This window comes from Nocardioides perillae (assembly GCF_013409425.1).
Taxonomy (GTDB): Bacteria; Actinomycetota; Actinomycetes; order Propionibacteriales; family Nocardioidaceae; genus Nocardioides; species Nocardioides perillae.
Map to the genome: position 1 here is coordinate 2,189,332 of NZ_JACCAC010000001.1, position 25,486 is coordinate 2,214,817.

25 protein-coding genes, 2 pseudogenes and 1 other annotated feature are annotated in these 25,486 nt (G+C 72.6%); of the genes and pseudogenes, 16 read left to right on the top strand and 11 right to left on the bottom strand.

The genetic code is table 11. From position 1 onward, the window contains the following. Positions 1-44 precede the first annotated feature (44 nt). The 5 genes from BJ989_RS10115 to BJ989_RS10135 all read left to right on the top strand — a co-directional run bounded on the left by BJ989_RS10115 (position 45) and on the right by BJ989_RS10135 (position 4,875). Complete coding sequence (locus BJ989_RS10115; RefSeq protein ID WP_179518101.1) at positions 45-2,882, top strand: aconitate hydratase; 2,838 nt, start codon at positions 45-47, stop codon at positions 2,880-2,882. Positions 2,883-2,986: 104 nt separating this feature from the next. Beyond that, positions 2,987-3,304, top strand: coding sequence for a thiamine-binding protein (locus BJ989_RS10120; protein ID WP_179518102.1), 318 nt, complete (start codon positions 2,987-2,989; stop codon positions 3,302-3,304). Continuing rightward, positions 3,301-3,906 carry a DUF3105 domain-containing protein gene (locus BJ989_RS10125; protein WP_179518103.1) on the top strand — a complete coding sequence of 202 codons (606 nt, stop codon included), beginning with the start codon at positions 3,301-3,303 and terminating at the stop codon, positions 3,904-3,906. Before BJ989_RS10120 ends, BJ989_RS10125 begins: the two co-directional genes overlap by 4 nt. Before the next feature lie 151 nt (positions 3,907-4,057). Next, complete coding sequence (locus BJ989_RS10130) at positions 4,058-4,462, top strand: YjbQ family protein (protein ID WP_179518104.1); 405 nt, start codon at positions 4,058-4,060, stop codon at positions 4,460-4,462. Between the two features lie 41 nt (positions 4,463-4,503). Then, the gene (locus BJ989_RS10135) at positions 4,504-4,875 is read left to right on the top strand and encodes a hypothetical protein (RefSeq protein WP_179518105.1); all 372 of its coding nucleotides are present in this window, start codon (positions 4,504-4,506) and stop codon (positions 4,873-4,875) included. Positions 4,876-4,900: 25 nt separating this feature from the next. On the opposite strand, the gene BJ989_RS10140 is transcribed toward BJ989_RS10135, so the two are convergent. Next, positions 4,901-5,047 carry a hypothetical protein gene (locus BJ989_RS10140; RefSeq protein WP_179518106.1) on the bottom strand — a complete coding sequence of 49 codons (147 nt, stop codon included), beginning with the start codon at positions 5,045-5,047 and terminating at the stop codon, positions 4,901-4,903. A gap of 120 nt (positions 5,048-5,167) precedes the next feature. Between BJ989_RS10140 and BJ989_RS10145 the strand changes: the two genes are divergently transcribed. From BJ989_RS10145 to BJ989_RS19010, 7 genes and pseudogenes are all read left to right on the top strand, one after another. Continuing rightward, the gene (locus tag BJ989_RS10145) at positions 5,168-5,614 is read left to right on the top strand and encodes an NUDIX domain-containing protein (protein ID WP_179518107.1); all 447 of its coding nucleotides are present in this window, start codon (positions 5,168-5,170) and stop codon (positions 5,612-5,614) included. Further along, positions 5,611-6,573 carry an SMP-30/gluconolactonase/LRE family protein gene (locus tag BJ989_RS10150; RefSeq protein ID WP_179518108.1) on the top strand — a complete coding sequence of 321 codons (963 nt, stop codon included), beginning with the start codon at positions 5,611-5,613 and terminating at the stop codon, positions 6,571-6,573. Before BJ989_RS10145 ends, BJ989_RS10150 begins: the two co-directional genes overlap by 4 nt. Before the next feature lie 25 nt (positions 6,574-6,598). After that, entirely contained in the window at positions 6,599-8,536 is a 1,938-nt protein-coding gene (dxs, locus tag BJ989_RS10155; RefSeq protein WP_179518109.1) for a 1-deoxy-D-xylulose-5-phosphate synthase, read from the top strand. Further along, the gene (locus tag BJ989_RS10160) at positions 8,517-9,806 is read left to right on the top strand and encodes a hypothetical protein (RefSeq protein WP_179518110.1); all 1,290 of its coding nucleotides are present in this window, start codon (positions 8,517-8,519) and stop codon (positions 9,804-9,806) included. Before dxs ends, BJ989_RS10160 begins: the two co-directional genes overlap by 20 nt. Before the next feature lie 140 nt (positions 9,807-9,946). After that, on the top strand, positions 9,947-10,930 hold the full coding sequence (locus BJ989_RS10165) for a proteasome assembly chaperone family protein (protein ID WP_343049245.1): 984 nt from the start codon (positions 9,947-9,949) through the stop codon (positions 10,928-10,930). Beyond that, complete coding sequence (locus tag BJ989_RS10170) at positions 10,927-11,841, top strand: acyl-CoA thioesterase (RefSeq protein WP_179518111.1); 915 nt, start codon at positions 10,927-10,929, stop codon at positions 11,839-11,841. Before BJ989_RS10165 ends, BJ989_RS10170 begins: the two co-directional genes overlap by 4 nt. A gap of 147 nt (positions 11,842-11,988) precedes the next feature. Beyond that, positions 11,989-12,468: pseudogene (locus BJ989_RS19010) on the top strand (M23 family metallopeptidase); the annotation flags it as partial. Between the two features lie 608 nt (positions 12,469-13,076). Here BJ989_RS19010 and BJ989_RS10175 read toward each other — a convergent pair. Continuing rightward, positions 13,077-14,129 carry an EamA family transporter gene (locus tag BJ989_RS10175; RefSeq protein ID WP_179518112.1) on the bottom strand — a complete coding sequence of 351 codons (1,053 nt, stop codon included), beginning with the start codon at positions 14,127-14,129 and terminating at the stop codon, positions 13,077-13,079. Positions 14,130-14,201: 72 nt separating this feature from the next. On the opposite strand from BJ989_RS10175, the gene BJ989_RS10180 reads away from it, so the two are divergent. Then, positions 14,202-15,098, top strand: coding sequence for a LysR family transcriptional regulator (locus BJ989_RS10180; RefSeq protein ID WP_179518113.1), 897 nt, complete (start codon positions 14,202-14,204; stop codon positions 15,096-15,098). A gap of 216 nt (positions 15,099-15,314) precedes the next feature. Here BJ989_RS10180 and BJ989_RS10185 read toward each other — a convergent pair whose 3' ends face one another. The 5 genes and pseudogenes from BJ989_RS10185 to BJ989_RS10205 all read right to left on the bottom strand — a co-directional run bounded on the left by BJ989_RS10185 (position 15,315) and on the right by BJ989_RS10205 (position 18,022). Then, a complete protein-coding gene (locus BJ989_RS10185) occupies positions 15,315-15,743 on the bottom strand; it encodes a GNAT family N-acetyltransferase (RefSeq protein WP_179518114.1) in 429 nt (142 codons plus the stop codon). 50 nt (positions 15,744-15,793) lie between these two features. After that, complete coding sequence (locus BJ989_RS10190; protein WP_179518115.1) at positions 15,794-16,519, bottom strand: hypothetical protein; 726 nt, start codon at positions 16,517-16,519, stop codon at positions 15,794-15,796. Positions 16,520-16,683: 164 nt separating this feature from the next. Next, positions 16,684-17,448 (bottom strand): annotated as a pseudogene (locus BJ989_RS10195) (Type 1 glutamine amidotransferase-like domain-containing protein). Further along, complete coding sequence (locus BJ989_RS10200) at positions 17,369-17,668, bottom strand: hypothetical protein (protein WP_179518116.1); 300 nt, start codon at positions 17,666-17,668, stop codon at positions 17,369-17,371. The pseudogene BJ989_RS10195 and the gene BJ989_RS10200 overlap by 80 nt, the downstream one beginning before the upstream one ends. Before the next feature lie 66 nt (positions 17,669-17,734). Beyond that, positions 17,735-18,022 (bottom strand): hypothetical protein, encoded by a 288-nt coding sequence (locus tag BJ989_RS10205; RefSeq protein WP_179518117.1) that lies wholly within the window; start codon positions 18,020-18,022, stop codon positions 17,735-17,737. 95 nt (positions 18,023-18,117) lie between these two features. On the opposite strand from BJ989_RS10205, the gene BJ989_RS19015 reads away from it, so the two are divergent. Further along, positions 18,118-18,597, top strand: a complete 480-nt coding sequence (locus BJ989_RS19015) for a GNAT family N-acetyltransferase (RefSeq protein WP_425490017.1) — start codon at positions 18,118-18,120, stop codon at positions 18,595-18,597. A 28-nt stretch (positions 18,598-18,625) separates the two neighbouring features. Here the strand turns inward: BJ989_RS19015 and BJ989_RS10215 are convergent, their stop codons facing one another. Continuing rightward, entirely contained in the window at positions 18,626-19,066 is a 441-nt protein-coding gene (locus BJ989_RS10215) for a hypothetical protein (protein WP_179518119.1), read from the bottom strand. Between the two features lie 214 nt (positions 19,067-19,280). On the opposite strand from BJ989_RS10215, the gene BJ989_RS10220 reads away from it, so the two are divergent. After that, positions 19,281-20,545 (top strand): IS3 family transposase gene (locus BJ989_RS10220; protein ID WP_179518120.1). Its coding sequence is split into 2 segments (ribosomal slippage): positions 19,281-19,572 and positions 19,572-20,545, totalling 1,266 coding nucleotides; the frame shifts between segments, so codons are not numbered across the junction. Next, positions 19,559-19,702, top strand: a sequence feature (AL1L pseudoknot). Its footprint overlaps the gene before it by 144 nt. An 875-nt stretch (positions 20,546-21,420) precedes the next feature. Here BJ989_RS10220 and BJ989_RS10225 read toward each other — a convergent pair. Beyond that, on the bottom strand, positions 21,421-21,645 hold the full coding sequence (locus tag BJ989_RS10225; RefSeq protein ID WP_179518121.1) for a hypothetical protein: 225 nt from the start codon (positions 21,643-21,645) through the stop codon (positions 21,421-21,423). A gap of 501 nt (positions 21,646-22,146) precedes the next feature. On the opposite strand from BJ989_RS10225, the gene BJ989_RS10230 reads away from it, so the two are divergent. Further along, positions 22,147-22,521: a hypothetical protein gene (locus BJ989_RS10230; protein ID WP_179518122.1), complete on the top strand. Its 375-nt coding sequence runs from the start codon at positions 22,147-22,149 to the stop codon at positions 22,519-22,521. A 570-nt stretch (positions 22,522-23,091) separates the two neighbouring features. On the opposite strand, the gene BJ989_RS10235 is transcribed toward BJ989_RS10230, so the two are convergent. Continuing rightward, positions 23,092-24,009 (bottom strand): MaoC family dehydratase, encoded by a 918-nt coding sequence (locus BJ989_RS10235; RefSeq protein WP_179518123.1) that lies wholly within the window; start codon positions 24,007-24,009, stop codon positions 23,092-23,094. After that, positions 24,009-25,346, bottom strand: coding sequence for a 3-oxoacyl-ACP reductase (locus tag BJ989_RS10240; RefSeq protein WP_179518124.1), 1,338 nt, complete (start codon positions 25,344-25,346; stop codon positions 24,009-24,011). The genes BJ989_RS10235 and BJ989_RS10240 overlap by 1 nt, the downstream gene beginning before the upstream one ends. Positions 25,347-25,486 lie beyond the last annotated feature (140 nt).

Sequence of the window (25,486 nt, forward strand, 5' to 3'; positions counted from 1 at the left end):
CAGGATGGCGGGGCCCGACTGCGACGACGAGGAGACGCGAGACGATGGCGAGCAAGGACAGCTTCGGTGCCAAGAGCACCCTGGACGTCGACGGCAAGAGCTACACCTACTTCCGCCTCGACCAGGTCACCGGTGAGGGGCTCGACGTCGCGTCGCTGCCGTTCTCGCTCAAGGTGCTCCTCGAGAACCTCCTGCGCACCGAGGACGGCGAGGACATCACCGCCGACGACGTGCGCGCGCTCGCCGGCTGGGACGCCGACGCCGAGCCCGACAAGGAGATCCAGTTCACGCCGGCGCGCGTGATCATGCAGGACTTCACCGGCGTGCCGTGCGTCGTCGACCTCGCCACCATGCGCGAGGCGATGGCCGACCTCGGCGGCGACCCGTCGCGCATCAACCCCCTCGCGCCGGCCGAGATGGTCATCGACCACTCCGTCATCGCCGACGTCTTCGGCAGCGCCGACGCCTTCCAGCGCAACGTCGAGATCGAGTACGAGCGCAACCGCGAGCGCTACCAGTTCCTGCGCTGGGGCCAGGGCGCCTTCGACGACTTCAAGGTCGTCCCCCCGGGCACCGGCATCGTGCACCAGGTCAACATCGAGCACCTCGCGCGCACCGTCTTCACCCGCGAGGTCGACGGCGAGCTGCTGGCCTACCCCGACACCTGCGTCGGCACCGACTCCCACACCACGATGGTCAACGGCATCGGCGTGGTCGGCTGGGGCGTCGGCGGCATCGAGGCCGAGGCCGCGATGCTCGGCCAGCCGGTCTCCATGCTCATCCCGCGCGTGGTCGGCTTCAAGCTCTCCGGCGACCTGCCCGAGGGCTCGACCGCCACCGACCTCGTGCTCACGATCACCGAGATGCTGCGCAAGCACGGCGTCGTCGGCAAGTTCGTCGAGTTCTACGGCCCCGGCGTCTCCGCGCTGCCGCTGGCCAACCGCGCCACGATCGGCAACATGAGCCCCGAGTTCGGCTCGACCATCGCGGTCTTCCCGATCGACGAGGAGACCGTGAAGTACCTCGAGCTCACCGGCCGCCCGGCCGAGCAGCTCGCGCTCGTCGAGGCCTACGCCAAGGCCCAGGGCCTGTGGCACGACCCCGACGCCGAGCCGCGCTACTCCGAGAAGCTCGAGCTCGACCTCGCCACGGTCGTCCCCAGCCTCGCCGGCCCCAAGCGCCCGCAGGACCGCGTCGCGCTCTCCGACGCCAAGCAGTCCTTCCGCGGCGCCCTGGCCGACTACGTCACCGACGGCGCCGAGGGCGACAGCGGTCCCGACGACGCCGCCGACGCGCAGGGCTACGACGAGTCGGTCGAGGAGACCTTCCCGGCCTCCGACCCCGTCAGCAGCAACGGCCACGGCGAGGCCGCCCCGCCGAAGGACTACCTCTCCGCCGCGCCCGCCGACGGCGGCCGCCCGAGCAAGCCGGTGCGCGTCACCCTCGAGGACGGCACGGAGTTCGAGCTCGACCACGGTGCGGTCACGATCGCCTCGATCACCTCGTGCACCAACACCTCGAACCCCTCGGTGATGATCGGCGCGGCCCTGCTGGCCAAGAAGGCCGTGGAGAGGGGCCTGCAGCGCAAGCCGTGGGTCAAGACCACGCTGGCCCCCGGCTCGCAGGTCGTCAGCGACTACTACGAGAAGGCCGGCCTCACGCCGTACCTCGACAAGCTGGGCTTCAACCTCGTCGGCTACGGCTGCGTCACCTGCATCGGCAACTCCGGCCCGCTCATCCCCGAGGTGTCGGCGGCCGTGCAGGAGGCCGACCTCGCGGTCGTCTCGGTGCTCTCGGGCAACCGCAACTTCGAGGGCCGCATCAACCCCGACGTGAAGATGAACTACCTGGCCTCGCCGCCGCTGGTGGTCGCCTACGCGCTGGCCGGCTCCATGGACGTCGACCTGTTCCACGACCCGCTCGGCCAGGACGCCGACGGCAACGACGTCTACATGCGCGACATCTGGCCCTCGCCGCAGGAGGTCGAGGAGGTGATCGCCCAGGCGATCACGTCCGACATGTTCGACTCCTCCTACGCCGACGTCTTCGCCGGCGACGAGCGCTGGCGCTCGCTGCCCACGCCGGAGGGCGACACCTTCGCCTGGGACCCCGAGTCGACCTATGTGCGCAAGCCTCCCTACTTCGACGGCATGCCCGACGAGCCGGAGGCCGTCACCGACATCGAGGGTGCTCGCGTGCTCCTCAAGCTCGGCGACTCGGTCACCACCGACCACATCTCGCCCGCCGGCGCGATCAAGAAGGACAGCCCGGCCGGGAAGTACCTCGCCGAGCACGGCGTGGAGCAGCGCGACTTCAACTCCTACGGCTCGCGCCGCGGCAACCACGAGGTGATGATCCGGGGCACCTTCGCCAACATCCGCCTGCGCAACCAGATCGCGCCCGGCACCGAGGGCGGCTTCACCCGCGACTTCACCGCCGGCGGCGAGGTCACGAGCGTCTACGACGCCGCGGCCCACTACCAGGAGCAGGGCATCCCGCTGGTCGTGCTGGCCGGCAAGGAGTACGGCTCCGGCTCCTCGCGCGACTGGGCCGCCAAGGGCACGTCGCTGCTGGGCGTGAAGGCGGTCATCGCGGAGAGCTACGAGCGCATCCACCGCTCCAACCTCATCGGCATGGGCGTCATCCCGCTGCAGTTCCCCGCCGGCGAGTCCGCCGAGAGCCTGGGGCTGACCGGCGAGGAGGAGTTCTCCATCACCGGCATCACCGAGCTCAACGAGGGCCGCACCCCGCGCACGGTCAAGGTCAAGGCCGGCGACACCGAGTTCGACGCGGTCGTCCGCATCGACACCCCCGGCGAGGCGAACTACTACCGCAACGGCGGCATCATGCAGTACGTCCTGCGCAACCTGCGCCGGGGCTGAGCCCCACGGCGCGACCCGCGCCACGCGTCGTACGCCGACCCGTCACCCGCTCCTCGCGGGTGGCGGGTCGGCTGCGTGGAGGGGGTGCTGGCTACGGTGGGCGCGTGCTCGTCGCCTTCAGCATCAGCCCCACCACCAGCGACCCCACCGGCTCGGTCACCGCCGCGGTCGCCGAGGCCGTGCGGGTGGTCCGCGAGTCGGGCCTGCCGTGCGAGACCAACGCGATGTTCACCAACGTCGAGGGAGAGTGGGACGAGGTGATGGCCGTCGTGAAGCGGGCGGTCGACGTCGTCGCCGCCGCCTCGCCGCGGGTCGGGCTCGTGCTCAAGGCCGACATCCGGCCCGGGCACACCGGCCAGCTCACCGCGAAGGTGGAGCGCATCGAGGAGGCCCTCGCCCGGGGCGCCGAGGGCGAGGCGTGAGGCGCCGGCCGCGTCTGCGGCCCGGCTCGCTGCGGCCCGGCTTCCTGCGGCTGGTCCTCGTCGTCGCGCTCGCCGCGATGGTCGTCGTGGTCGCGGTGAGCGCGCCGGTCGCGCTGCGCGTGGCCGAGGACGTGCGGCGCGGGCCGGTCGACCTGTCGGCCGTCGTGGTCTACGACGACCTGCCCACCACCCACGTGCCCGACGACGTGCGCTACTCCGTCACCCCGCCGCCCGGCGGCCCGCACGCCGACCGCTGGCTGCAGTGCGGCGTCTACGACCGCCCGGTGCGCGACGCCAACGTCGTGCACGCCCTGGAGCACGGCACGGTGTGGCTCACCCACGCACCCGACCTCGACGAGCAGGAGGTCGCCGAGCTCGCGGCGTTCCTGCCCGACGAGGGGATCCTCTCGCCCTACCCCGGCCTCGACGCGCCCGTCGTCGTCACCGTGTGGGGTCGGCAGCTCGCTCTCACCGGCGCCGACGACCCGCGGCTGCCGCTCTTCCTCGAGGCGTTCGGCGACGGCGGCACCGCACCCGAGCCCATGGCCTCCTGCGAGGGCGGCGTCGTCGAGTACGCCGTGGGTGCGGGCACGCCCGTCTGACCCGCTCGCCCCCGCGGCAGGCCCGTTGCCCGGCTCTGGCGCGACCGGATCGGCACAATTGTGCGGATCAGCACTGTGCAACCGGCGGGTAACCGTCGTGGCCAGCACAATTGCGCCGAACTCGCCCCCACCGCCTGGCACGATCGACCCCGTGGACTCCGAGACCCGCACCTACCGCACCGGCGACCGCGAGGTCGTGCTCGACCTGACCCGCGACGCTGCCGACTTCGTGCGCGGCCGCGGCGACGGTCTGCTGCACGTCTTCGTGCCGCACGCCACCGCCGGGCTGGCGGTCATCGAGACCGGCGCGGGCAGCGACGACGACCTGCTCGCCGCGCTCGGCGACCTGCTGCCGGCCGACGATCGGTGGCGTCACCGCCACGGCAGCCGCGGGCACGGTCGCTCCCACGTGATGCCGGGGCTCGTCCCGCCGTACGCCACCCTGCCGGTCCTCGACGGGGAGCTCGCCCTCGGCACCTGGCAGAGCCTGTGCCTGGTCGACCTCAACGTCGACAACGACGAGCGGACGGTGCGCTTCAGCTTCCTCGCCGGCTGAGCACGGGGCGGTCGAACACGCGTTCGACTACACTCGCCGGGGTGTCCACCCCCACCGCCCCGCCCGGCTGGCCGGCCGAGGTGCGCCCGCCCCACGCGCCCGACTGGGAGCGCACCGCGGTGGCGTGGCTGCGCGACGTGACGCCGCCGGAGTGGCGGGGGATCGCCCCGCTGCGCCGCCACCCGCTGCTGCTGGCGCGCGGCGCGGTGCTGCACGTCGAGGGCCAGCAGGGTGCCGTGCGCCGCGGCCTGGCCGAGGCGCGGAGCGAGCTGGCGGCGGTCGGCGGACAGGAGCTGGTCGCCGCCGCCCTGGAGGCGTGGTCGCTGGAGGAGGCGCGGCTGCAGGGCCTGCGCCGGGCCGTCGGCCTGGTCGAGGAGGCGCTGCGCGGCCGTCGGTGGGTCGCCCGGCTCTGAGCGCTGCCGAGGGATGCTCAGCGCGTCAGGAGAACCAGGTGGTCCCGCAGGTCGTGCAGACGAACTCGTTGGTCGCGAGCCCGTCGTCGTAGGACACGGCGACGAGCCGCATCTCGTGCTCGTGGGGGGCGCGCTGGGGCGGGACGGCGACGTCCAGGTCCGCTGTGCTCACGTGGTTCTCCTCGACACCGGCGCGGCCCGGTGGGACCGCGGTGCTCCGGTGGTCAGTGTGTGCCGCGCCCGGGTCGCGAGGGCGGCGCCGCGCCGCCCGGCCACCAGTACCCTCCGAGGCATGCGTCGATTCGCCTCGGTCGTGATCGTCGACGCGCGAGGGTGGGTGCTGCTGCAGGAGCGCGACGAGCACGCCCCCATCGACCCGGAGCGCTGGGGCTTCGCCGGCGGCCACGTCGAGCCCGGGGAGGACCCCGACGACGCGGCGTACCGCGAGCTCGCCGAGGAGACCGGGCTCCGCCTCGACCCCGCCGGGCCCCACGCGCTGGCGCACGTCGCGACGCTCGCCGTGCGGCACGACGACGCCGACAGCGGTGCGGAGCCCGACCAGGTCAGGCTGTACGCCGCGCGCGTCGACGTCGGCGACGACGACCTGGTGTGCGGCGAGGGCCGGCAGGTGGTCTTCGTGGCCCCCGACCGGGCGCGCACCCTCCCGCTCACCGCCTCGGCGCGTCTCGGCCTGCCGGCGTTCCTCGACTCGGAGGTCTACGGCAGGCTGTGCGGGTGACCTCCACCACTCCGCACCCCGCCGCGCCGCGCACCGTCCCGATCACCGTCCACCCCGTCGCCGGCCCCGGCGCCGAGGACGTCCTCGTCGCCACCTCCGGGCCGCACGAGGGCAGCGTGTGGACGGGCACCGAGGACGGTGCCGTCGTGCGCATGTCCCCCGACGGCCGCACCAGCACCCGCGTCGCCGAGACGGGCGGCCGACCCCTCGGCATCGAGGAGCTGCCCGACGGCCGGCTACTCGTCTGCGACGCCCACCGCGGGCTGCTCGCGGTGGACCCCGACGGCGGTGCGGTCGAGGTGCTCGTGGCCGAGGTCGACGGGCGCGCGATGCGCTTCTGCAACAACGCCGCGGTCGCCTCGGACGGCGGGGTGTGGTTCAGCGACTCCTCCCGGGAGCACAGCATCGAGGACTGGAAGGCCGACCTGGTGCAGCTCGGCCGCACCGGCCGGCTGCTCCACCGCGCCGCCGACGGCACCGTCACCACCCACCTCGACGGCCTGGCCTTCGCCAACGGCGTCGCGCTCGCGGCCGACGAGTCGTGGGTCGTCGTCGCGGAGACCTCGGCGCGCACGCTGGTGCGGCTGTGGCTGACCGGGGAGCGCGCCGGCAGCCGCGAGCTGATGTCCGACGACCTGCCGGGCTACCCCGACAACATCGCGCGCGGCAGCGACGGCCTCGTCTGGGTCAGCATCGCCAGCCCGCGCGACCCCCTCGTCGAGCGGCTGCAGCGCGGCCCCCGGGTGCTGCAGCGCGCCGCGCTCGGGCTGCCCGAGGCGCTGCAGCCCGCGCCGAAGCGCACCGTGCGCGTGCAGGCCTACGACGACGCGGGCCGCGTCGTGCACGACCTCAGCGCCGACGGCACCCGCTTCCACATGGTGACCGGGGTCCGCGAGCACGAGGGCAAGGTGTGGCTGGGCAGCCTGCACGAGGCCGCCGTCGCCGTGCTGGAGCCGTGAGGCGCCGCGTCTAGACTCGGTCGGCATGGGACACCTCGAGGCGGTCACGGGGCCGCGCGACCTGCGCGACCTCTCCGATGAGCAGCTCGACCTGCTCGCCGCGGAGATCCGCGACCTCCTGATCCGCACGGTCGCGACCAACACCGGGCACCTCGGGCCCAACCTCGGGGTGGTCGAGCTGACCCTGGCGATCCACCGGGTCTTCGACAGCCCCCGCGACCGCGTCGTCTTCGACACCGGCCACCAGGCCTACGTGCACAAGCTGGTCACGGGGCGTCGTGAGCAGTTCGGCACCCTGCGCCGCGAGGGCGGTCTCAGCGGCTACCCCAGCCAGGCGGAGTCCGACCACGACATCGTCGAGAACTCCCACGCCTCCACCGCGCTGTCCTACGCCGACGGCCTCGCCAAGGCCTACGCCATCCGCGGCGAGGACCGCCACGTCGTCGCCGTCATCGGCGACGGCGCCCTGACCGGCGGCATGGCGTGGGAGGCGCTCAACAACATCGCGATCAACCCGCAGAGCCGCCTGGTCATCGTGGTCAACGACAACGGCCGGTCCTACACCCCCACCATCGGCGGTCTCGCGACCGCGCTCGCGACGCTGCGCACCGACCCGTCGTACGAACGGGTGCTGGAGGTCGTCAAGCGCCGGCTCAACGCCGTCCCCGGCGTCGGCTCGGCCGCCTACGACGCGCTGCACGCGGTCAAGAAGGGCCTCAAGGACGCCCTCGCCCCGCAGGGCCTCTTCGAGGACCTCGGCCTGAAGTACGTCGGCCCGGTCGACGGCCACGACCGCGTGGCGACGGAGAAGGCGCTGGCGCAGGCCAAGCGCTTCGGCGGCCCGGTCATCGTCCACGCGATCACGCGCAAGGGCTACGGCTACGACCCGGCCGAGCGCCACGAGGCCGACCAGTTCCACGCCCCCGGCCCGTTCGACGTGCAGACCGGCGCCGAGAAGCCCAAGGGCCGCATCTGGACCGACCACTTCGCGGAGGCGATCGTGGAGGTCGGCGAGCGCCGCCCCGACGTGGTCGCGATCACCGCGGCGATGATGCACCCGGTCGGCCTCGACACCTTCGCCGCCCGCTTCCCCGAGCGCACCTTCGACGTCGGCATCGCCGAGCAGCACGCCGCCACGTCGGCCGCCGGGCTGGCGATGGGCGGGATGCACCCCGTCGTGGCCGTCTACGCCACCTTCCTCAACCGTGCCTTCGACCAGGTGCTGATGGACTGCGCGCTGCACCGCTGCGGCGTCACCTTCGTGCTCGACCGCTCCGGCGTGACGGGCGACGACGGCGCGAGCCACAACGGCATGTGGGACATGTCGGTGCTGCAGGTCGTGCCCGGGCTGCGCATCGCCGCCCCGCGCGACGCGACCCGGTTGCGCGAGCTGCTCGACGAGGCCGTCGACGTGGCCGACGCCCCGACCGTCGTGCGCTTCCCGAAGGGCCCGCCGCCCGAGGACGTCCCGGCGGTCGACCGGGTCGGCGGCTGCGACGTGCTGGTGCGCTCCGGCACCCGCGACGTGCTGGTGGTCGCCCACGGCGCCATGGGCACCACCGGCGTCGAGGTCGCGGAGCGGCTCACCGCCCAGGGCATCGGGGTCACCGTGGTCGACCCGCGCTGGGTCAAGCCGGTCGACGAGGCGCTGGTCGGGCTGGCGCGCGAGCACCGCCTCGTCGTGAGCATCGAGGACAACGGCGTGGTCGGCGGCTGCGGGGCGACGCTGCTGCAGACGCTGGTCGCCGCGGGGGTGGAGACGCCGGTGCGCATCCACGGCATCCCGCAGGAGTTCCTCGACCACGCCAAGCGCGCCGCGATCCTCGAGCGCATCGGCCTCACCGCGCAGTCCATCGCCCGCGAGGTGGTCGAGCACGTCTCGACCCGCGGGACCGACCAGGTCGACGACGTGACGGGGGAGGGCCCCGGTCGTTCACTGGTCGATGCCGATCGACAGCGCTGACGCACCCCGCAGCCGGGGCCGGGCGGCCCTGCGCCCCGAGCGCCCGCGCCACGGCGCGCTGCTGCTCGCGCTCCTGCTGCTGCTCGCCGTCCCCGGCTGCGGCTTCCTCGACGGCGGCCCCGAGCCGCGCGAGCCGGCCACCCGCAGCTCGTCGGCGGCCTCGGCGGTCCAGGAGCTGCTCGACCGGCAGGCGCGAGCGGTCCGCCGCGGCGACCGGGCGGCGTACGCCGCGACGCTGGTGTCCCGGGGCGCTGAGCGCAGGCGGGCCCTGCGGCTCTTCGCCAACCTGCAGGCGCTGCCGGTGGCGCGCTACCGGCTGGTCGTCGACCCCGCCACCGTCGTGCGCACCTCGCGCGGCGCCACGGCCGTCGTGACCACCGTGCTCCGGCTCGACGGCTTCGACGCCGCGCCGGTGCGCACCCCGGCACTGGTGCGCTTCGCCGAGTCCAGCGGCGGCGACCTGGTCGTCGCCGACCACCGCGACCCGGCGTGGGCCGCCGAGCGCGCGGTGGCACCGCAGCCGTGGGAGGTCTCACGGATCGCGGTGGGACGCGGCGACGGCGTGCTCGTGGTCGCCGACCGGCCCTCCGCCCCGGCGGTCGACGCCCTGGTCGACGCGACCGAGGACGCGGTCGCCGCCGTCGCGCCACGGCTGCCCTACGACTGGGACCGCACGGTCGTCGTCTACGCGCTGTCCGACACCCGGGTGCTCGGTGGGCTCGCCCAGGTGCCGGGCGGTGACCCCGAGCGCCTCGACGCGGTGTCGGTGCCGGTGCGTGCCGCGCCCGACGGTCCGCTGGCCGCGACCCGGGTGGTGCTGCACCCGCGCTCGGTCGACGACGACGGGCCGGTGCGCGACCGGCTGCTGCGCCACGAGGTCACCCACGTCGCGCTGGCCGCCCGCGACGACGAGGTGCCGACCTGGTTGGCCGAGGGCATCGCGGAGTGGGTGTCGGTGCAGCCGCTCGCGCCCGCCGAGCGCACCATCGCCCGCTCGGCCGTGGAGGCGGCCCGCGACGGCGTCGACGCGCTGCCGAGCGACGAGGACTTCAACGGCGCGCGCTCGGCGGCCAACTACGGCATCGCGTGGTTCGCCGTCGAGCACCTCGCCACGACCTACGGCGAGCAGGTGCTCTGGCAGCTCGTCGAGGAGCTCCGCGGGCGCGACGACGCCGCCGAGGTCGACGCGGTCCTGCGCGACGTCACCGGTCTCACCACCGCCGACCTCGCCTCCGCTGCCGGCACCCGGATCGTCACGACCTTCGGGTGACCTCGGTCGCACGGCGCGCGCGGCGCGGGCACCGGCCGACCGTGCGCCGCCGCCAGCAGGAATACTGAGGGGTCGGGCGGCGCTGGGCCGCTGGAGCGCCGGCGACCGCCGGACGTGCGAGGACCGAGGAGGACGACCGGGTGTCGGCAGCGGAGTTCGTGCACATCGTCGACGACGTGCCGGCGCTCGACGGCGAGCGACGCCTGGCCGACGGCAGTCCGGGGCTGCTCGCGATGGTGGTGGCGCTCGACGGCTTCCTCGACGCCGGCAACGCCGGCGCGCACGCCGCGACCCACCTCGAGGGGCTCGGTGACGCCCCGGTCGTGGCGACCTTCGACGTCGACGTCTTCCACGACTACCGCGCCCGTCGCCCTGCCGTGTCCTTCGTGCGCGACCACTACGCCGACTACGACGCGCCGCGCCTGGTGGTGCGGCTGGCCCACGACAGCGGCGGCACGCCCTTCCTGCTGCTGCGCGGCCCCGAGCCCGACAACCGCTGGGAGGCCTTCGCGCGCGCCGTGCGGGCCGTGGTCGAGCGCTTCAGCGTCGACCTGGTGGTCAGCATCGGGTCGGTGCCGATGGCCGTGCCGCACACCCGGCCGATCGCGGTCACCCACCACGCCAACGACCCGGCGCTGCTCACCGGCGAGAGCCCGTGGCGCGGTGAGCTGCGGGTGCCGAGCAGCGCGCAGGCGCTGCTGGAGATCCGGCTGGGGGAGTGGGGCCACCCCGCCCAGGGCTTCGTCGCCCACGTGCCGCACTACCTCGCCCAGCTCGACTACCCCCGCGCCGCCCTCGAGCTGCTCGAGCAGGTCGAGCGCGCCGCCCGCCTCACGGTCGACCTGACCGCGCTGCGCACCGCCGCCGAGGAGCGCGAGGTCGAGGTCGCGACCTACCTCGCCTCCCACGAGGAGGTCGCCGAGGTCGTCACCGCCCTCGAGCAGCAGTACGACGCCTTCCGCCGCGCCGAGGAGTCCGGCAGCAACCTGCTGGCCGAGGAGCAGCCGCTGCCGACCGGTGAGGAGATCGGGCGCGAGTTCGAGCGCTTCCTGGCCGGGCTCGGCCCCGACGACCACGGCGGCGCTCCCGACGCCACCGACCCCCCGGAGGACGACGGCCGATGACCGACGCACCCGCACCCGCACCCGCCCCCGCTCCCGACACCGCCGCGGGCGCGCCCGCGGTCGAGGCCGAGCCGCTGGTCGACCTGCTCGACCTCGAGCTGATCGACACCGACCTGTGGCGCGGGGCCCAGCCCGACTCGCCGCGCGAGCGCGTCTTCGGCGGCCAGGTGGCCGCGCAGGCGCTCGTGGCCGCGGTGCGCAGCGTCGACGACGCGCTGAGCGTGCACTCGCTGCACTCCTACTTCCTGCTCCCCGGCGACTACAGCGTGCCGATCGTCTACGACGTCGAGCGCATCCGCGACGGCCGCAGCTTCGCCACCCGACGCGTCGTGGCGCGCCAGCACGGCCGGGCCATCTACTACCTCACGGCCAACTTCCACCGCCACGAGGAGGGCTTCGAGCACCAGGACGCGATGCCCGAGGTGCCAGGACCGGAGCACGGCATCGACATGACCGACCTGATGCGGCGCCGCGGTGATGCGGAGTCGGCTGCCCTGATCAAGGAGTGGGCGGCGATCGACGCCCGCTGGCTCGGCAACAGCCGCCACGGCCTCGACCCCGACCCGGCGCACCCGTCGCGCTCGCGGATGTGGGTGCGCATCAACCAGGACCTCGGCGAGGACCGCCTGCTCCACGACGCCGCCTTCACCTACGCCAGCGACATCAGCCTGCTCGGCGCCACGCTGGCCGCGCACCCGGTGACGCCACCGCAGGTGCAGATGGCCTCGCTCGACCACACCATCTGGTTCCACCGCCCCTTCCGCGCCGACCGCTGGTGGCTCTACGACCAGTGGTCGCCGTCGGCCCAGGGCGGACGTGGTCTAGCCCTCTCCCGGGTCTTCGCGGAGGACGGCACGTTGGTCGCGACCGTCGCTCAGGAGGGGCTGATCCGGCCGCGTCGCAGCTCGTGACAGCGACCCCCACTAGCATGACAACGGTGTAGTTCACCGGACGACACGCCGTACGACTGTGACGTGGGTTAGGTTCTGTGCGTTCTGTGACGACTGGGCCTCCTGAGGTGGATGTGACTCGGCGTCGCCCGACGCCTCGAGGTCCCCATGGCTGCCGCCCCCGCCACGCCCGCCACGCACTCCCGCTCCACGTCGACCCGTGGGCGCGCGCGCGTCGCCGTCGGCCTCGGCGCACTGCTGCTGGCCGGCTCGCCGGTGCTGGCGGCGCCCGCGCACGCGGAGCCGGTGGCCGACTACGAGGTGCCGTTCCCGTGCGGGCAGCAGTGGACGGGCAGCACCCGCGCGAAGCACAGCCCGAGCCGCTTCTCCATCGACTGGAACCGCCCCGACGACCTCGGTGACCCCGTGGTCGCCTCCGCCCCCGGCACGGTGACGACGGCGCAGGCCAGCGGCAGCAGCGGCTACGGCCGCTACGTCGTGGTCGACCACGGCGGCGGAGAGTCCACGCTGTACGCGCACCTGCAGGCCGTGACCGTCCAGCTCGGCCAGCGCGTCGACCAGGGCGTGCAGGTCGGGCTGCTGGGCTCGACCGGCAACTCCTCGGGGCCGCACCTGCACTACGAGCAGCGACTCGACCGCAAGGTGCAGGAGGCGTGGTTCAGCGGCGCCGCCTTCACCTACGGCAGCACGGTGGTCTCGCGCAACTGCCTCGACGTGCCGATGGCCGCCGACGTGCTGGGCGACGACCGGGCCGAGCTGGTGGTCTTCCGGCGCCAGGCCAAGGCGCAGTTCCGCGTGCTGCGCGCCGACGGCACGGTGAAGCGGATGAGCATGGGCACCGCCACCGACGAGCCGCTGCTCGGCGACTGGGAGGGCGACGGCCTGGCGAACCCCGGCATCCGGACCCCCACCGGCTCGACCTTCCGGCTGCGCACGCCGCGGGGACCGGTGTCGGTCACCTTCGGCCTGTCCTCCGACCGCGGGATCGCCGGTGACTGGGACGGCGACGGGCGGTGGGAGGTCGGCGTCCACCGCGCCCGCTCCGGCCACTTCCTGCTGCGCGGCGCCGACGGCACGACCACGACGTTCGCCTTCGGCGACGCCGACGACCTGCCGCTCACCGGCGACTGGAACGGCGACGGCCGCACCGACGTCGGCGTCTACGACACCGACTCGGCGCTGTTCACCCTGCGCTACGTCGACGCCGAGGGCACGGAGTGGACCGCCTCGGTGGCCTACGGCGAGGCGGGCGCCCTGCCCGTCGCCGGCGACTGGGACGGCAATGGTCGCACCGACGTCGGCACCTGGGACCCGGCCAGCGCGACCTTCTCGCGCCGGGTGGCGCCGTCGCCGACGAGCACGAACGCCCGCACCGTCGCGGTCCGCTTCGGCCGCCCCCGCTGAACCTCTCCGTCCCTGCGGGTGCGAGCCCGCGTCGAGGCCCACAGCACACCGGCGACGACGAGCGCACCGCCCGCGAGCTCGAGCACCGAGGGGGTCTCGGCCAGCAGCACCCACCCGGCCAGCAGCCCGGTCACGGGCACGAGCATCGAGAAGGGCGCCACGGTGCTGGCGGGGTGGCGGCCCATCAGCCACACCCAGGCACCGGAGCCGAGCACGGTGCCGAGCAGCACCGTGTAGGCCAGGCCGAGCCAGGCCGGCGCCGCGACGGGGGAGAGGGAGCCGGCGAGCGCCTCGCCGATGCGGCCGGGGCCCTCCGTGGCGAGCGAGAGCGCCAGCATCGGCACGGGCGGCACGACTGACATCCACAGCGTGAGGTGCAGCGGGTTGGGGGCGGCGGCCAGGCGGCTGGCGAGATTGCCGAACGCCCAGCCCAGGCCGCCGACCACGACGAGGGCGAAGGGCACCCAGCTCGTCTCCGACGCCCGGGCCAGGCCGACCACGACGAGCCCCAGCACGGCGACGAGGACCCCGGTCAGGCGCCGGGGCGTGAGGTGCTCGCGCAGCAGCAGGGCACCGAGCAGCACCGTGAACGGCGCGGACGACTGCAGGACGAGCGAGGCGAGGCCGGCGGGGAAGCCCAGCGCCATGCCGAGGTAGAGGCCGGCGAACTGCACCGTGCCGAAGCCGACGCCGTAGCCCACGAGGTGGCGCAACGGCACCGCGGGGCGGGGGACCAGCAGCACCGTCGGCACCGCGATCACCGCGAAGCGCAGCGCGGCGAGGAAGAAGGGCGGGAACTGCTCGAGCGAGGCGTGGATCGCGACGAAGTTGAGCCCCCACACCACGGTGACCAGCACGGCGAGGAGGGCGTGGCGGAGTGGCACGGGTCGAGCGTGGGGCCCCGTGTCACCTGCGGTCCAGCGAAAGGTCCTGCACTGTCCGTTTAGGCTGCCTTCATGGACGTCGCCCACCTCGAGCTGCTGCGCGAGCTGTCGGTGCGCGGCAGCCTGACCGCCGTCGCTGCGGCGACGCACCGCACGCCGTCCGCGTTGTCGCAGCAGCTGCGCACCGCCGAGCGGGAGGTCGGGGTGGCGCTGGTCGAGCGGGTCGGGCGCGGGCTGCGCCTGACCGCCGAGGGTCAGCTGCTCGCCGACAGTGCTGACGAGGTCGGCGCCGTGCTCGCAGGCGTGCAGGCGCGCCTGGACGCCCTGCGCGGGCGTCCGGCCGGGGTGGTCGGCATCGGCACGCTCCCGTCGGCCGGCACGGCGCTGCTGCCCGCCCTGGTCGAGCGGCTCCGGGGCACCGAGATCCGTGTCGAGCTGGACGACCTCGACCTGGCCGAGGCCGACTACGCCGCGCGCACCGTCGACCACGACGTCGTGGTGGGCCACAGCCTCACCGGTGACTTCCCGCTCGGCAGCGACGGCCTCGCACGGCGGGTGCTGGCGCGCGAGCCGATCGACGTCGCCCTGCCCGCCGGTCACCCACTCTGCGGGCACGACCGCCTGCGCCCGGAGCACCTCCGGGGCACGACGTGGGTCGGCGTCCCGGTCGGCTACCCCTTCGACACGGTCCTGCTCGCTGTCGAGCAGGCGCTCGACGAGCCGCTGCGGCGGGCCGTGCGCATCCGCGACAACCAGCTCGCCGCTGCCCTGGTCCGGGCGGGCGTCGGCCTCGCGCTCCTGCCGCGCTTCACCACGGCGACCGGGGACGGCATGGTCACCCGGCCGCTCGACGGCGTGCACGCACGCCGCTCGCTCGCGGCGCTGTGCCGGCCTGACCGCTACGCCCGGCTGGCCGTGCGGACGGTCGTCGACGAGCTCGCGGCCATCGGTGCTGCGCTGGAGGGCTGAGGGAGCGGAAGGGCATCCCTCTGCTCAGGTGAGCCACCCGTAGAGGGCGCCGGCGGCGAAGAACAGGCCGAGCACCAACCCCAGCTTGAGCGTCCAGGAGGCGATGAGCAGCGTCTGCTCGTCGCGCTCCTCCTGAGACCTCATCTCGGCATCGTAGCCACGGTGCGCCCGCTGTCGAGGGCCGGAGCCGGGGGCCCGGTGGGACGCGTCGCGGCCTCAGGTCGGCGGCAGTTCCTTGCGGAGGTGGACGTCGTCTCGACCGTCGGTCGGCACACCCTCCCAGCGGGCGAACTCGACGTACCCCGCCTTCTCGTAGAACCCCGGGGCCTGGAACGTGAACGACGTCGTGAAGACGTGGTCGCACCCACGTCGTGCCGCCTCCGACTCGAATGCCTCGAGCATCGTCGCGCCGAGGCCGCGCGCCCGGTGTTGGTGATGGACCCACAACATCGCGATGCCCGCGGCCTGACCCCACGTCCACCCCGAGATCCCGGCCACCAGCTCGCCGTCGTGCTCGACGCGCACGCTGAGCTCCGCAGCGGGGGCGGTGCCGGCCGGCGCGGCCGCGTTGTGCGCGTCGAGCTCATCGCTCAGGCGCTGGTCGAGCGCGGGGTCACCAGCGCCTACCTGGACTGCGAGCTCCACGGCGACGGATGCTCGCACGACACGTCGGCACCACCACGATCGGTGGGGCCTCAGTCGCCGGCCCCGTGCTGGGAGGTCACCCTCGGCCGGGCTTCGGCGAGGACCCGAGCGACGGTGATCAGGCCCAGACCGGCGACGACGAGGGTCCAGTCGACGTTCGCGACGTCCCAGGAGGACCCGATGTCGCGCTGCGGGAAGACGGCGTCGACCACGGCGGCTCGCGCCCACTCCAGCGCGAAGCCGGCCAGGAACCCGTAGGCGCCGAGGAAGCGACCGAGGTCGATGAGGGCGTTGCAGGTCCGGGTGTGGAAGTAGCCGTCGCGACGGGCTCGACGGAGGACACGCACGAGCAGCCCCATCGAGACCAGGAACAGTGTGGCGGTCGCGAGCGTGTCGGCGCGCGCGACGACGTACTGGACCGTCGTCGGGTCGTCGAGGCAGACCGTCCAGGCGCTCGGCCGCAACGACCCGGCGCTCGTGCCGAACTCGCCGTCCGCCTCCGGGATGCGTGCGAGCCCCAGGTTGCCGATCCGGCTGCTCAGCGACTCCCCGGGTCGGGTGTCGATGCACGTCGAGCCGGCGCCGAAGCCGAAGACGGTGGCGCCGGACGGGCCACCGCGGGCGACGTCGACGCCGGCCATGATCCCGATCAGCAGGAGGGAGCCGACGAACACGCTGATCAGGAGGGTGACCACCGACTCGAGCGGGGCGAGGGGGTCCTTCGTGCGTCCGCTCCGGCGGCGGAGTCGCTGGGGCGCGCTGGTGGGGGTCGACACGGTGTCCTCGTCGGCAGGTGGTGGTCACGACGACGCTAGGTCACGCGGCGAGGTCGCTGCGCCTCGGCGAGCGTGCTGGCGTCGATCCTCGGCAGATCTGCGGGTGTTGCCATGTTTCGCGACTCAGGGCGAGGAGCACACGGCGGCGACGCCGGACGTCGTCCTCAGAGCGCGAACCACGTCCCCTCCGACACCCACGTCACCTGGTCGCCCTCGACGCGGATGGCGGTGCGGTCGTCCAGGGCGTACGCCGGCCCGCTCACCGTCGCCGCCCACGCCTCGGCCTCGGCGCGACTGTTGCCGGGCTCGCCGTCGGCGGCCAGGTGCGGGCAGATCGAGAAGTCGACCCAGCCGAGGGTGCTGGTGTCCCCGGAGGGTGGTCGTCACTGCACGAAGTCCTCGCCGACCTCGGGCGTCATCACCATGCTGCCGGCGCTGAGCCCGACCCAGACGGTGTCGTCGAGCTCGGCCAGCAGGTCCACCAGGCCCGACTCGCGCATCCAGTGGCACAGGAAGAGCACGTCACCGCCCGCGACGAGCAGCGCGTCGGCCTCGCGCACCCGCGGCTCCCACAGCTCGCGGTCGATGCTGGGGAGTGCGGTGAGCTCGAGCAGCCCCACCGAGGCCCACCCCAGGTCGACCATCGGGTTCTCCGAGCGGCCGGCGACGAAGTCCCACGCCATCGTGCCCATGCCGACCCACGGGTGGGCGTACATCGCGGTCGGGATGCACAGGGCCGTGGCCTCCTCGACCGGCTTGCCGAGCATGTCGACGAGCGCCTCGCGGATGCTCGGGACGGTCACCCCGCCGGAGGTCAGCAGCAGCTTCACCGGTGCCTCCTCGGCGTCGTCACCCGACGCCCCAGGCGTAGAGGACGGCCAGGAGCGCGATGCCGGCCAGCGCCGCGACCCGCGCCGCGAGGCGGGCACCGGCCCGCACGCGCCGCTCGGTCACCAGACCCGCCACGGTCCCGGCCGCCGCACCGGCCAGCGAGGCGACGAGGAGGGCGGGCAGGCCCAGGTGGACGAGCGGGTCCCCGACCTCGTAGAAGTCGCCGTCCTGGATGCGCGGGAGCAGGACGACGACGAAGACCAGCGCGATCCCCGACCACAGGCCGAGCACCGCCCCCACGCCCACCCTCTCGGCCACCCGCGGAGTCTCCCGCTTCGGGTGCGTGCCCACAAGGTGGGCGCTCGGGGTGGTCAGCCGGGCCGGTCAGCGGCCGGGCGGGCCACCTCCACGGTCCTGCCCCCAGCCGCCCGGGCTCTCGGCGACGAAGTCGACCAGGTTCGACCGCAGACGCTCCGCCCACCCGCCCTCCGGGACCTCCGCGCCCGGCTGGAAGACCCAGTCGGTGAAGTGGTCGCCGAGTGCGTCCACGTCGAGCTGGACCGTGCCCTCCGCGGCGTAGCGCACGCCCACCGCGGTCACTTCGTCGTCGGTCAGCACGGCACGCACTGCCGGGTCGACCACGTCGCGGAGGATGTCGAGGAGGGACGGCATCGGCTGAGCGTACGGCTCGCGGCCGACCCCCGGGACCCGTCCGGCCGAGCTTGCGCAGGAGCAGATCGCGATTTCGGGAGCATCCGCTCATGCCGATGTGCGGACGGCTTGTTCTCCGCAGCGTGTGGCACCGTTGCCGAGTGATCACTTCCTTGGACGCCGAGTCGCTGGGTGACTGCGTGTCGCTCTACGTCGATACCTTCAACGCGCCTCCGTGGGACGAGTCCTGGACCACCGACGATGCGTCTCTGCGACTCAACGACTTCCTCGCGACCCCTCGATCGACAGGGCTCTGCCTGTGGGGAGCCGACCGAGGGGGCGACCTCCAAGGCTTCGTGCTCGGCCACTTAGAGCGATCAGGCGCGGACGATCACTTCCTGATTCAAGAGATGTGCGTACGGCGCACCCTGCAACGCCAGGGGTACGGGACGCGCCTACTCAAAGCACTTGCTGAGGCACTTCCGACCGTGAACCACTGGTACCTGCTGACAGCGCGCGACAGCGAGGCGTCGGCGTTTTACGAGAAGAACGGGTTCCGGCCTGCGAGGCGTCAAGGTGTCTTCGTCCGGACCTAAACATCCGCATCTGCCGCTGTCTGGGGGCTTACGGGAGCACGATGCGCTGAACCGTCTGGCCGTCAGCATCGAGACCCACCAGGGCCCTCACGTCGTCCACCGGTGGTCGTACTAGGACGAAGCAGCGAAGGGGCGAGCCGTCCGAGGGACCTGCTGCGGCCACCACCTCACGGGTGCCAACTTCGGACCAGTGCTGGACGTCATCGGATTCGGCCCGAACTCGGGCAACTCGGCTCGAGGTCAAGCCGTAGAGGATGTAGTCCCCCTTGCCCGGTGTCAGGCCGCCCGCGAAGCCGATTTCGGTGACCGCCGGGATGTCGAACCCACCGCCAGCCTCATGCTCTTGACCGTCGATGAGAAGGCGAAGGAAGTGGTCGCCGTCCCATGGGCGGTAGGTGAGAGTCCAGGTGTGCTGCCCATCTCGGGTGGGGACCTCGTGGATCACGGTTTCAGCGATTCCGTCGCTCACATCGCGATGATGCCTCAGGCTCACGCTGGTGACCGCTCATGCCGCGTTCAGGACGGCATAGCGTGACCGCTCATGCCGCATGCAAAGGCGGCGGAGGCGGCAACGACTCCGAACAGCAGTGGCGTGGGTGCTTCGACGTCGGCCAGGTGCTGCACGGAGAAGTGTCGCGTGCCGGGTCTGATGGAGGCTCTCATTCCACGGAAGGATGAGAGTCATGGCAGCACCGAGGAAATATCCCGAGGAGCTTCGGGAGCGGGCGATCCGGATGGCGGTCGACCTGCGGCGTGACCCGGCGACGAAGACGGGCGCTCTGCGTCGGGTCGGTGAGCAGTTGGGGATCAATCCCGAGACGCTGCGCAACTGGGTCCAGCAGGCCGAGATCGACGAGGGGCACCGCCCCGGCGTGACCACCGCCGAGGCGCAGCGGATCGTCGAGCTCGAGCGTGAGGTTCGCGAGCTGCGGCGGGCGAACGAGATCTTGCGGACGGCGTCGGCGTTTTTCGCCGCGGCGGAGCTCGACCGCAAGTTGAAGTGACCACGGCGGTGCTGGTCGATTACATCGACCAGCACCGCGGCCGGTTCGGGGTCGAGCCGATCTGCACCGTCCTACGACGGGCCGGGATGCAGATCGCCCCGAGCACCTACTACGCCGCCAAGGCCCGGCCGCCGTCGGCGCGAGCGGTCGCCGACGAGCAGCACCTGCAGGTGCTCCGCCGGGTGCACTCGGAGAACTACGGCGTCTACGGGGTGCGGAAGATGCACGCCGAGCTCAACCGGCGCGGCCACCGGATCGCCAGGTGCACCGTGCACCGGCTGATGCGTGCCGACGGGCTCCGTGGGATCAGCAGAGGCAAGGGCCCACGCACCACGATCCCCGGGAGCGGACCCGACACGAGGCCGGACCTGCTGGACCGCGACTTCAAGGCGCCGGCACCGAACCGGGTCTGGGTCGCCGACATCACCTACTGCCGCACCTTCGCCGGCTGGGTCTACGCGGCCTTCGTCATCGACGTCTACTCCCGCCGCGTCGTGGGCTGGCAACTGTCGAAGAGCCTGCGCACCGACCTGGCGCTGGACGCCCTCGAGATGGGCCTGTGGACTCGCCAGCACGCCGGCCAGGACACCACCGGCGTGATCGCACACTCCGACAAGGGCGTTCAGTACCTCGCGGTGCGCTACACCCAGCGACTGGCCGAGGCCGGCGCCGTCGCGTCGGTCGGGTCGACAGGCGATTCCTACGACAACGCCCTGGCCGAGGCGTTCAACTCGCTGTTCAAGGCCGAGCTGGTCCGCAACAAGGGACCGTGGAAGAGCATCGACGACCTCGAGATCGCCGTCGCGGAGTACATCGACTGGTTCAACCACCGACGCCTGCACGGCGAGATCGGACTCGTCCCACCCGTCGAGTTCGAGGACGAGCACTACCGGCACAACCCCGCCCCGACTACCGTCGGCGCGTCGGTTCAGAGCCTCCACTGAACCCGGCACGCGACAGATGGCCGTGATGGTCGCTCGCACTCCTACTAGGGAACGCGCTGCAACGCCACGCAACGACCATCCGATCAGCAACCCCGAGTTGTTCATGACCCCTGAGATTCCCCCTGCCGCCGTCGCCTCGGTGATGGGCGGCAGTCGGCCCGATCGTGCCGGAGACAAAGCCTCGCTGACTAGTGCGTCCCACGCATAAGTCCGGGTGTCGTGGTTCGCGACTTAGTCGGCGTTACGCCCACGACCGGGCGTCACGCCCCTGGATGCGGCATGAGCGGTCACGCTCTGCCGTCCTGGATGCGGCATGGTTGGGCGCGCATCCCCTTTCACGGCGGAAGCAAGGCACCCCAAAGAAGCTCGGGTCAGCGGTCTGCCGATGCGAGGCCGCTGCGCCGCATGCGCCGGGCGGACCGCGCGAGTGAAGTGGCAATCGCGGCGGCGCACGACGCAGACAGCGCGGTCGCCAGTGCTACCAGGGCGTGAGGCGTCCTCGTCACGACAACAGTGGTTCCAGCACGCTTATAGGAACAGGTTGTCTCGTGCAGTCCGTAGTCGCGCCGAATACTGAAGTACTCGACGGTCCCGAGTGGTGGGTTGTGCTCGCAACCTGTCGCTATCTGATAAAGCTGCGCGACCCCAAGCATGGCTGCGACACCCATCATCAACAGCAGCGTCAGTCTGGTTCTCATCCTTGCCCCCCGAGTGCGAGTCGAGCATAAGTCCAGCGGACCGTTGTCGGGCGCTCTGCCGTCTCGAACGCGGCATGAGCGGTCACGCTTTGCCGTCCTGCATGCGGCATGGTCGGGAGCTCGCGCCCCGACGGTGCTCCGAGCGAAGCGGCATGACCGACCACCACATCGAGACCCTCAGCGGGAATGGCTGCGCCGGTGTCTAAACAGGTAGCCCAAAGTGACGAGCGCTCCGAGCGCCGAGATTCCATCGGAAAGGTTTGCGGCGAGGAAACCATCGAGCTCGACGATTCGAGTCACCGCCCACAGCGCGAGATTGCCGAGAATCATCAGCGCGGCTCCGAGGAACATCGCCGTGGCGATCCGGATGCCCTTCTCCTCGCGCCGCGTCTGGGTCTGCACACAGGCAGTATGCACGCGACGCGCAGCGGCCCCTAGGGCTGGTTCAGAGGTCACGCTTTGCCGTCCTGGATGCGGCATGAGCGGTCACGCTATGCCGTCCTGGATGCGGCATGAGCGGTCACGCTCTGCCGTCCTGCATGCGGCATGAGCGGTCACGCTATGCCGTCCTGCATGCGGCATGAGCGGTCACGCGATGCCGTCCTGAACGCGGCATGGTTGGGCGCTGCGCCCCGACAGCGGCATGGTTGGTCACTCAGCGGCGGCGGTGCCTCAAGAAGCGAACTACGAGGACAACGACGGCAACCCAGAACGCGATGGCCAGAACGAATACGAACAGTTCGGCGATCGACGGAAGGCCTCGTGAGGATGACGCAGCGAGCGTTTGAGCCGCGAGAAAGGTGCGCACCGCCGCAGGCTAGCCGCACTCGCCCCGATACCGGCATGGTCGGGCAATTGGACCATTCACCGGCATAAGCAAGCAACCCGGGAGACGATCACGGGATGGACCTGATTGGCCATATTGACATGGTGGCGGCTGAGTTGCGAACGGATCCGACTGAGACCTACGAGGTCGGCGTCGGAGTGGCCTCTGCCGCCTGGTGGTTCGTCGGGGATGCGAACGTCGGTGAGGCGGCGAGGCTGATCAGCGATGTGTTCGGAACGTGGGCGGAGGTCATTCACACCCATGGACACTCCGGCGGCTCGACAGAGGCGGAAGTGCTGCAGGCTCACGACCAGATCGAGGCGGCAGTCGCTGATTGGTCGGCCTCCGGCAGGGAGGACCCGGTTGCCTTCGGGCGGCGCTGGCGGGCGACGTTAGACCGTGTGTACGCGCCCTGGCTCGAAGAGTTCACGCTCAACACGGCAGCGGAGTGATCGGTCGATTGACGGCGGCGACTCCGCTCATCCCCGTCCGCTCATCGGCATGAGCGGACGGCGTGACGCCCGCTTCGAGTCAGGCAGTCCGGTTGTAGGTCGTGAGTTTGGCGACCCCGACGACGTAGCCGTCGCCGTCGCACGAATCGCTGTTCAGGAAGGACCGCGTGAGGGTGGTCGCGCGATCAGCGGTTGCGACGACGACGCCGCTCGCGTCGGACAGCTCGACGGTGACCTCGACCGGCCCGGGCTGGAGCCGCGTCCCAAGTCGTCGGAGGTCGCGTCCACCTACCGGCCGACCGGGCCCTCGGGTGCGGGCCGGAGCGCGGCCGTGCCCGTCGCGCACCCACGGGCGTCGCAGACCTCCACCCTCACGGTCCCTGACGCCACGACGAGGGCGCGGGGGATCGTCACGGACAGGCCGTGGAGCCGCCGACGTCGGAGCAACCCGTCCGGGGGCAGCCCGTGACCCCCGCGAGCACGAGCAGCCGGGCCGGGGCGAGGGGGCTGGCGAGCCGGCGGGCGCGGCGTACGCCTGGGGCGGCGTCGCCGCGCCCGACCGGGCGCGCGTCAGGCGGGGGTGGTGCGACCCAGCAGGTGGGCGGAGCCGGAGCGGGAGCTGAGCGAGAAGGCCCAGCCCTCGCCCGAGGGGCGGGCGCCGAAGGCGACCGTGCCCGGCAGCAGCACCGGCTTGCGGAAGGACACCTCGACGCTGACGGCGCCGGGCAGCCTGTTCTCCAGCGCCGCGATGCACCGCGCCTTGCTCCACATGCCGTGGGCGATCTGGCGGGGGAAGCCGAGCGCCTTGGCGGTGAGCGGGTAGAGGTGGATCGGGTTGCGGTCGCCCGAGACCGCGCCGTAGCGGCGACCGAGGTCACCGGGCAGGCTCCACCGGGTGCTGCCCGCCGGCACGTCCTCGAGCACGAGACCGGTGGGCGCGTCGGGGTTGCTCTTCCCTCGGCGCAGGTAGGTCGAGGTGCTCTCCCACACGAGCTCGCCGTCGGCCGAGGCCTGGGTGCGGAAGTCGAGCACCACGCCCTTGGCGTGCGGCCGGGCGGGGGAGACCTGCACCGCCACGTCGAGCACCTCGCCGACGCCGATCGCGCGGTGGGCGGTGATCGCGTTCTCGACGTGCACCGTGCCGATCGCGGGGTAGGGGAACGCCCGGTCGGTCATGATCGCCATGTGCAGCGGGAAGGCCGCCATGTGGGGGTAGGTCACCGGCACGGTGTCCTTGACCGGGAAGCCGCACACCGCGGCGTACGCCTCGACGTGGTCGCGCTCGAGCCGCACGCCGTGGCGGGCGTAGGACAGTCCTGCGAAGTCCTCGCGCGAGCCCTTGCGCACGCCCGGCAGCGAGCCGACCACCGGCACGGTCGGCAGCGCCGCCCGCACCAGGGTGCTGAGGCTGCCCGGGGGCTGCTCGAGCAGGACGGTGCGGTCGGGGTGCGCGGCGTCGCTGCGGCCGCTCGGCTGCTGCCCGGCCATCAGGCGCCCAGCATCATCTGGCCGCAGACCCGCACGACGTTGCCGTTGACGGCGGTCGAGGCGGGGTTGGCGTACCACGCGATGGTCTCGGCGACGTCGACCGGCAGGCCGCCCTGCGACATCGCGTTGAGGCGCTGGCCGACCTCGCGGGTGGCGAAGGGGACCGCTGCGGTCATCGCGGTGACGATGAAGCCGGGCGCGACGGCGTTGACGGTGATGCCGTCGGAGACCTCGCCGGCGAGGCTGTCCACCAGGCCGATGACGCCGGCCTTCGACGCGGCGTAGTTGGTCTGGCCGACGTTGCCCGCGATGCCGGCGATCGAGGCGACCCCGACGATGCGGCCGTTGTCGTTGACGACGCCCTGGGCCAGCAGCTCGCGGGTGATCCGCTCGGGCGCGGTCAGGTTGACCGCGATCACGGAGTCCCAGCGGTCCTCGGCCATGTTGGCCAGCTTCTTGTCGCGGGTGATGCCCGCGTTGTGAACGACCACGTCGACCCCGCCGTGCTTGGTCTGCAGGTGGTGCGCGATGCGCTGCGGCGCGTCCTTCGCGGTGATGTCGAGGACGAGGTGGTCGCCGTCGAGCTCACGCGCGAGCTTGACGAGGTCGTCGGCGGCCTGGGGCACGTCGACGCCGACCACGGTGGCGCCGTCGCGGTGCAGCACCCGAGCGATCTGCTCGCCGATGCCGCGGCTCGCGCCGGTCACCAGGGCGACCTTGCCGGCCAGCGGCTTCTCCCAGTCGGTGACCTCGGCGGCGTCGTGCGTGCCCGTGGTGCCGATGCGCACGACCTGGCCGGAGACGTAGGCCGACTTCGGCGAGAGCAGGAACGCCAGCGTCGAGGTGAGGGTCGAGGCCGAGGCGTCGGGCGCGACGTAGACGAGCTGGGCGGTCGTGCCCCGACCGGCCTCCTTGCCGAGCGAGCGCGTGAAGCCCTCGAGGGCGCGCTGCGCGACCCGCTCGGAGCCGCTGGTGTGCGCCGGGTCGGTGCCGATCACGACGAGTCGGGCGCAGGGTGCGAGGTTGCGCATCTGCGGGGTGAAGAACGCGCGCAGGGCAGCCAGGGCGGCGGCGTCGGTCAGGCCGGTGGCGTCGAAGACCAGGCCCTTGGCACGGGTGCCCTCGGGGAGCTCGGTGGCGTGGGTGACGCCGAGGCCGTCGAGCAGGCCCGGCAGCTCCTTGGCCAGCCGGCCGTCGCCGCCGAGCAGCACGGTGCCGTCGACGAGCGGGGCGCCCTCGCGCCAGCGGTCGAGGCGCACGGGGGCGGGCAGGCCGAGGTTCTTGACGAGCAGCTTGCCGATCGGGGTGCCGACGAAGGCCTGGTAGCGGTCGCTCATGGCGCGGGTCCTCCTGCGGGGACGGTCTGCGGACGGTGCCTGACGGCGCGGGGTCGCGCGCGTCGGTGCGGTGCGGTGCTGCGGTGGACAGAAGTGCAACACTGAGTTGCACTCGGTGTCCACCGGTGGTGACATGGCCC